This is a genomic window from Kitasatospora nipponensis (assembly GCF_039528135.1).
Taxonomy (GTDB): Bacteria; Actinomycetota; Actinomycetes; order Streptomycetales; family Streptomycetaceae; genus Kitasatospora; species Kitasatospora nipponensis.
The window spans coordinates 35,564-41,895 of record NZ_BAAALF010000056.1; the positions used below are offsets into that span (position 1 = coordinate 35,564).

At 74.1% G+C, this 6,332-nt stretch carries 6 protein-coding genes and 1 pseudogene; 2 read left to right on the forward strand and 5 right to left on the reverse strand.

From position 1 onward, the window contains the following. Positions 1 to 34: 34 nt before the first annotated feature. Positions 35 to 907, reverse strand: coding sequence for an LLM class F420-dependent oxidoreductase (locus ABD323_RS17740; RefSeq protein WP_344442616.1), 873 nt, complete (start codon positions 905 to 907; stop codon positions 35 to 37). A gap of 124 nt (positions 908 to 1,031) precedes the next feature. Here ABD323_RS17740 and ABD323_RS17745 point away from each other — a divergent pair, with 124 nt between their 5' ends. After that, positions 1,032 to 1,586 (forward strand): DUF1990 domain-containing protein, encoded by a 555-nt coding sequence (locus ABD323_RS17745; RefSeq protein ID WP_344442617.1) that lies wholly within the window; start codon positions 1,032 to 1,034, stop codon positions 1,584 to 1,586. A 122-nt stretch (positions 1,587 to 1,708) separates the two neighbouring features. Here ABD323_RS17745 and ABD323_RS46035 read toward each other — a convergent pair. The 3 genes and pseudogenes from ABD323_RS46035 to ABD323_RS17760 form a co-directional block, all read right to left on the reverse strand. Continuing rightward, positions 1,709 to 1,805, reverse strand: a pseudogene (locus tag ABD323_RS46035) (beta-ketoacyl synthase N-terminal-like domain-containing protein); the annotation flags it as partial. Between the two features lie 115 nt (positions 1,806 to 1,920). After that, positions 1,921 to 2,796: an alpha/beta fold hydrolase gene (locus tag ABD323_RS17755; RefSeq protein WP_344442618.1), complete on the reverse strand. Its 876-nt coding sequence runs from the start codon at positions 2,794 to 2,796 to the stop codon at positions 1,921 to 1,923. Between the two features lie 84 nt (positions 2,797 to 2,880). Further along, positions 2,881 to 3,546, reverse strand: coding sequence for a TMEM175 family protein (locus ABD323_RS17760; RefSeq protein WP_344442620.1), 666 nt, complete (start codon positions 3,544 to 3,546; stop codon positions 2,881 to 2,883). A gap of 131 nt (positions 3,547 to 3,677) precedes the next feature. Here ABD323_RS17760 and ABD323_RS17765 point away from each other — a divergent pair, with 131 nt between their 5' ends. Then, complete coding sequence (locus ABD323_RS17765) at positions 3,678 to 4,466, forward strand: MBL fold metallo-hydrolase (protein WP_344442621.1); 789 nt, start codon at positions 3,678 to 3,680, stop codon at positions 4,464 to 4,466. 88 nt (positions 4,467 to 4,554) lie between these two features. Here the strand turns inward: ABD323_RS17765 and ABD323_RS17770 are convergent. Then, positions 4,555 to 6,332: coiled-coil domain-containing protein (locus ABD323_RS17770; protein WP_486327152.1), on the reverse strand; the 1,778-nt coding region annotated here is incomplete at its 5' end.

Sequence of the window (6,332 nt, forward strand, 5' to 3'; positions counted from 1 at the left end):
CCTGAGGCCGGCACCGGTGGCCGGGGCGCCCCGGTCAGCCGATGGTGGCCAGCCGGGGGACGACGCGCTCCGCCAGCTGCTCGGCGAACTCCACCGGGTGCCGGTCCGGGGTCACCTGGATCTCGGTGACACCGAGCTTCGCCAGCTGCTCGGCCTCGGCCAGGAAGGTGTCCAGCTCGCCCAGCGCCGGGCGGCGGCTGGCCATCACGGTCTTCTCGACCGCCTCGTAGTCGCGACCCACCTCGGCGCAGTGCGCGCGCAGCACCTCCAGCTTGTGGGTGACCTCCTCGACGCTCGTGCCGAACAGGTTGCAGGCGTCCGCGTACTGCGCGACCAGCCGCAGCGTCTTCTGCTCGCCGCCCCCGCCGATCAGGATCGGCGGGCGCGGGCTGCTCAGCGGCGCCGGGACGCAGATCGTCTCGTCGAGCTGGTAGTGCCGCCCCTGGTAGGGGCCGTCGTCCTCGCTCCACATCTGCAGGCAGATCTGCAGGGTCTCCTCCAGCCGCTCGAAGCGCTCGCCCACCGGGACCACCGGCACGCCGAGCGCGCGCTGCTCCCGCTCGTACCAGGAGGCCCCCAGGCCCAGCCGCGCCCGGCCGCCGGAGAGCACGTCCAGGGTGGTGACGATCTTCGCCAGCAGGCCCGGGTGGCGGTACATGACGCCGGTGACCATCAGACCCAGCGTCATCCGCTCGGTGAGCGCGGCCAGGTAGCCGAGGGTGGTGTAGCCCTCCAGCATCGGCTCCTCGGCCCGGCCGATGTGCTCCATCTGGAAGTAGTGGTCCATCACCGAGAAGGAGGCGATCCCCGCCTGCTCGGCGATCCGCGCCGTCTGCGCCAGCGTCGGCGCGATCAGCGCGGGGTCGGCGGGGGTCGAGAAGTTCCAGTAGTGCAAGCCGAGCTTCACCTGTTCATACCTCCACGCGGAAGAGGGCGGCCCTGCCGCCGGCGACCCCCAGCATAGGAGAACCCGGCCGTGATTCCGGGCCTTTGACCGCTCGTCAGGCCAAGTGAAGCCCTAGGGTGTCGACATGCCGCACCCCGATCCGCGTGACCGCCACCTCGCCGCGTGCGCCGCCTCCCCCAGCTACCCGGAGGTCGGCGCGACCCGCGGGGCCGCGCTGCCGGACGGGTACGCCTGGGTGCGCCGGCGGGTGCACCTGGGGCGCGGGCGGCAGGTGTTCGAGCAAGCCGGTGCGTACGTGCTGGACTGGGGCGTCCAGCGCGGTTCGGGCTTCGCCGTGCACCCCGCCCGGCCGGTGCGCGACGGGGCCACCGTACTGGTGCGGCTGCGGCTGCCCGGGATGCGGCTGCCGGCCCTGGTGATCCCGTGCCGCGTGGTGTGGGCGGTCCGGGACGCGGAGCGGATCGGCTTCGCCTACGGAACGCTGCCGGGCCACCCCGAGTGCGGCGAGGAGTCCTTCGTGGTGCACCTCGACGAGGGGGGCGACGTCTGGTTCGAGGTGGTCGCCTTCTCCCGCCTCGCCGCCTGGTACGCCCGGCTCGCCCGCCCGCTCGCGCTGCTGCTCCAGCACCTGGCCATCGAGCGCTACCTGCGGGTGGTCGCCCGCGCCTGCGCGCGGTGACCCGGGTCAGGGGGCCGGGGTGAAGAGCAGGCAGGCGTTGTGGCCGCCGAAGCCGAAGGAGTTGGTCAGGGCCGCGGAGATCCGCTGGGCGCGAGGAGCGCCGGTCACGATGCACGTCCGCCCCCCGAGCCGGATCAGGTCCAGGCCCGTCGCGATCGCTTCGGCGCCCGAGGCACAGGCGCTGACCGGGGTGTGCGCGCCACCGCGGGCGCCGAGTTCGCTGGTCCCTGCCATCGACTCTGACACGGCCGTTACGGATGTCCGGATAGCGGCGGCCACGGATCGTGCCAGCAGGGCTTTGTAGCATCCGTACACGTGTCATCCGCCCCGGGCCTCACGCCCCGGGCAGCCGGCGGGTGAGGAAGTCGTCGATCAGTGCGGCGATCTGGGCGCTGTGGGTCTCCAGCGCGAAGTGGCCGGCGGGCAGCAGGTGGACCTCGGCCTCGGGCAGGTCCCGCAGGAAGGCGGTGGCGCCGGCCGGGCCGAAGATCTGGTCGTGGGCGCCCCAGGCGGCGAGCAACGGGACCTGGCTGGCGCGGAAGTAGGCGTGGAAGTCCGGATAGAGCGCGACGTTGCTGCCGTAGTCGCCGATCAGCTTCAGCTGGACGCGGTCCTGGCCGGGGCGCTGCAGCAGGGCGATGTCGTGGCGCCAGGCGTCGGGGTTGAGCAGGCTCTGGTCGGTGACGCCGTGGATGTACTGCCAGCGCACCCCCTCGGCGCTCTGGGTGGCCCGCACCGGGGCCTCGGTGACCGGATTGGGGTCGGCCCAGTAGGCGCGGATGTCCGCCCAGGCCTCCTCGACCAGCCCCTCCTCGTAGGCGTTGCCGTTCTGGGTGACGATCGCGGTGATCCGCTCGGGGTGGGCCAGCGCGAGGCGCAGGCCCACCGGCGCGCCGTAGTCCTGCACGTAGAGGGCGAACCGGTCCAGGCCCAGCCGCTCGGTGAACTCGCCCAGCACGGCGGCCAGGTGGTCGAAGGTGTAGTCGAACTCCTCGACCGGCGGGGCGGCGCTGTAGCCGAAGCCGGGGTAGTCGGGGGCGATCACCCGGTAGCGGCCGGCGAGCAGCGGGATCAGGTCGCGGAACATGTGCGAACTGGCGGGGAAGCCGTGCAGCAGGAGCAGCACGGGCGCGTCGGGGGCGCCGGCCTCGCGGTAGAAGATCTCGCGGCCCTGGATCGTGGTGGTCCGGTAGTGGATCTTCGCGCTCATTCTAACCGCCTAAAGTGAAATGACCGGTTGTCGATGGGTCCATCGAAGCACCCGGCGGACAACCGGTCAAGTGGTGATAGAGGGTTAGAAGCGATTGAGCGGCCTGATGTTCGGCGCGATCGCCGAGTTCAGCTGGAGCAGGATGATCAGCGCCACGCTCAGGTAGGTGCTGACCAGCCCCAGCGCCACCGCCCCCGCGTACAGCGTCTGGGCCACCACGATCCGCCGCCGGGCCGCCGCCGCCAGCCCGGCCGGGGCGTCGGGGCGGATCAGGCCGGCCCGCTCGGCGTAGCGCAGCGCGGCGAGCAGCAGCAGGCCCAGGGCCAGCAGGTGCAGCCAGTAGACCAGCAGCGCGACCCGGTAGGTCTCGTACTGGGCGAGCAGCGCGGTGGAGAACGGCATCAGCGAGACCACGCAGAGGAAGGCCAGGTGGATCCAGGTCAGGTGCCGGTCGCCGCGGGACAGGTGGTCGAGCTGCGCCTGCTGGCCCAGCCAGAACATCCCCAGGGTCAGGAAGCCGAGCAGGAAGACCGCCAGCCGCGGGACCAACCGCGCCAGCGCGTGCCAGAGTTGCCCCTCGCCGCCGATCGCGTCCGGCGCCCAGAGCGGGTGCTGGGCGTGCAGCATCTCCAGCACGGGCACGTGCAGGTCCAGCACCAGCAGCGTCATGGCGACCGCGAAGATGCCGTCGCTGATCGCCGCCAGGCGGTGCACGCTGCCCCCGACGATCCGGTGGTAGGTGGTCGGCATGGTCTTCTCCCCCCGTCGAAAGCGACCATCCAAGCAGGCGTGATCATCTGACGATCCGTCGGGGTCGGCGAGGTCGGCGACTAGGCTGCGGGGAGCATGATCCGCATCCGAACCCGGGGGAAGAACGCACCATGACACGACTCACCGTCACCTATCTCGGCGGCCCCACCGCGCTGCTGGAGCTCGGCGGCCTGCGCCTGCTGACCGATCCCACCTTCGACGACCCGGGCGAGTACCCGATCGGCAACCGCGTCCTGGTCAAGACGGCCGGCTCCGCGCTGGGCGCCGAGCAGCTCGGCCCGGTGGACGCCGTCCTGCTCTCGCACGACCAGCACCCCGACAACCTCGACCGGGCCGGCCGCGCCTACCTGGACACCGCGCCCACGGTGCTGAGCACGGCCTCGGCCGAGCAGCGCCTGCCCGCCGCCGCGGTGCGGGCGCTGGCGAACTGGAGCAGCGTCGAGCTGCCCCGCCCCGACGGCGGGGTGCTGCGGGTCACCGGGGTGCCGGCCCAGCACGGTCCGGACGGCACCGAGCACCTGGTCGGCGAGGTGACCGGCTTCCTGCTGGCCGGTGCGGGCCTGCCGACGGTCTACGTCAGCGGCGACAACGCGTCCCTGGCGGTGGTCCGCACGATCGCCGACCGGCTCGGCCCGGTCGACGTCGCGCTGCTCTTCGCCGGCGCGGCCCGCACCCCGCTGGTCGACGGTCCGCTCACGCTCACCAGCGAGGAGGCCGCGCAGGCCGCGCTGCTGCTGGGCGCCGCGCGGGTGGTGCCGCTGCACTTCGAACAGTGGGGGCACTTCACCGAGGGGGCGCCGAGCCTGCGGCAGGCCTTCGAGCGGGCCGGACTCGCCGAGCGGTTGCGGCTGCCGGGTCCGGGCGAGCGCATCGAGTTCACCGGGTTCACCGGGTCCTGAGCCCACGGCCGGGCGGGCCGCCGACCGTGGGGCCGCTCCCACGGTCGGTCCCACGGCCGGTCCCACGGCCGCTCGCGCGGGCGGCGGCTCAGCCCGCGGGCACCTCGGCCGGGCGCTTGAACATCCGGGTCGCGGTGATCTCGCCGTGGATCGCCGGACCGTCCGGGTCCTGCGGGGCGGGCAGGCCCGGCCGCAGGTGCTCCTCGACCGAGATGTACTTCAGGCCCGCGCGCAGGTCGGCGTCGTTGCGCAGCCGGATGACCAGCGGGAACTCGGCCAGCGCCGTGGTGTCGAAGAGCCCGGTGGTGTAGATCAGCTGCACGCCCAGCGCGTCGGCCACCGCGCGCTGCAGCTCCAGCAGGTAGGTGGCGTTGGCGCGGCCGATCGGGTTGTCCAGGAAGAGCGTGCCGGCGTGCCGCAGCTGCGACTGGCCGCGGTCGTTGGCCCGCAGCGCGGCCATCGTGCAGTACAGGGCGATGGCCGCGGTGAGCAGCTGCCCGCCGGAGAAGACGTCCGACATCTGCCCCACGCTCACCCGCTCGGCGCGCAGCACCGCGTCGGGCTTGAGGATCTCGACGCTGACGCCGCGCGGGCCCATCGCGGCGGCCACCCCCCGCAGCAGCAGGGACATGCCGTCGCGGCGCAGGTCGCTGTTCTTGCGCACCGCCGAGCGGGTCGCCTCGTCGATCACCTCGCCCAGGCGCTCGGCGAGCACGCTCTGGTCCGGGTCCTCGAAGCGGATCCGCAGGAACTCCTGCCCGCTCCACTCCCCCAGGCCCTCCGGCAGCCGGGAGAGCCGCTGGGCGGCGCGCAGGGTCGCCAGCGAGGTCTCCACCAGCCCGCGCAGCCGGTCCACGATCGAGCCGCGGTTGCGCTCCAGCTGGGTGAGCTCGTCGCTGAGCACCCGCAGCCGGGGCGCGAAGGCGGCCGCCCAGGCGGCGGCGTGCTCGGGCAGGGCCGCGGCCGGCAGCTCGCGGATCTGCTGGCGGGCGGGGGTGCGCACGGCCTCGTAGCGGGCCGCGTTGGCGTGCCGCACCAGCGCGTCCGAGGCGTCGCGCACGGCGAGTTCGGCGGCGGTGAGCTCGGCGGAGGCGGCCCGCAGCGCGCGGCGGGTCTCGGTGGCGGCGGTGCGGGCCTCGGCGAGCGAGTCGAGGTACGGCTCGGGGGCCGCCTCGCCCTCCTCGGGCGCGTGGTCGCGCAGACCGTCGCGCATCAGAGCGGCCGCCTCGTCGAAGTCGGCGGCGCCCGACTGCGCCTTCTCCAGGGTGCGCAGCAGCTCGGCGTGCTCGATCCGGGCGCTCTCGAGCAGCTCGCGGCGCTCGGCCAGCTCTCCGGTGGCGCCGCGCAGCAGCAGTTGGGCGTGCTCGGGGTCGGTGGGCACCAGCGCCTCGGGCAGCTCGGTGTGCGCCTCGCCGGAGGCCGGCGCCGAGCGCTCGACCTCGGCGCGCAGCCGGCCCAGCTGCTCGCTGGCGACGGCCGAGCGGGACTCGATGGTGGCCACCAGCTCCTCGGCGCGCGCGGCGGCGGCCTGCCGGGCCGGGCCGTCCGCGCCGTCGGTGCTGGTCAGCAGCTCCTCGGCGCGGGTGCGGACCTTGTTGGTCAGGCGGTCGAGCTCGGCCTGGGCGGCCGTCTCGTCGCTCTCCGCGCGGGCCTGCTCGGCCCGCAGGTCGGCGCCGACGCCGACCTTCTCGTAGAGCTGGGCGGCCGCCCGGTAGGCCTCGCGCAGCGCGGGCAGCGAGGCGGTGGGCAGCTGGTCGGCGGTCGCGACCGTGCCGGAGAGCTCGGCGCGCTCGGCGCGCAGCGTGCGGGCGGTGCGGCGGGCGTCGTCGGCGGGGCGCTGGGCGGCCCGGCGGTCCTCGTCGCAGG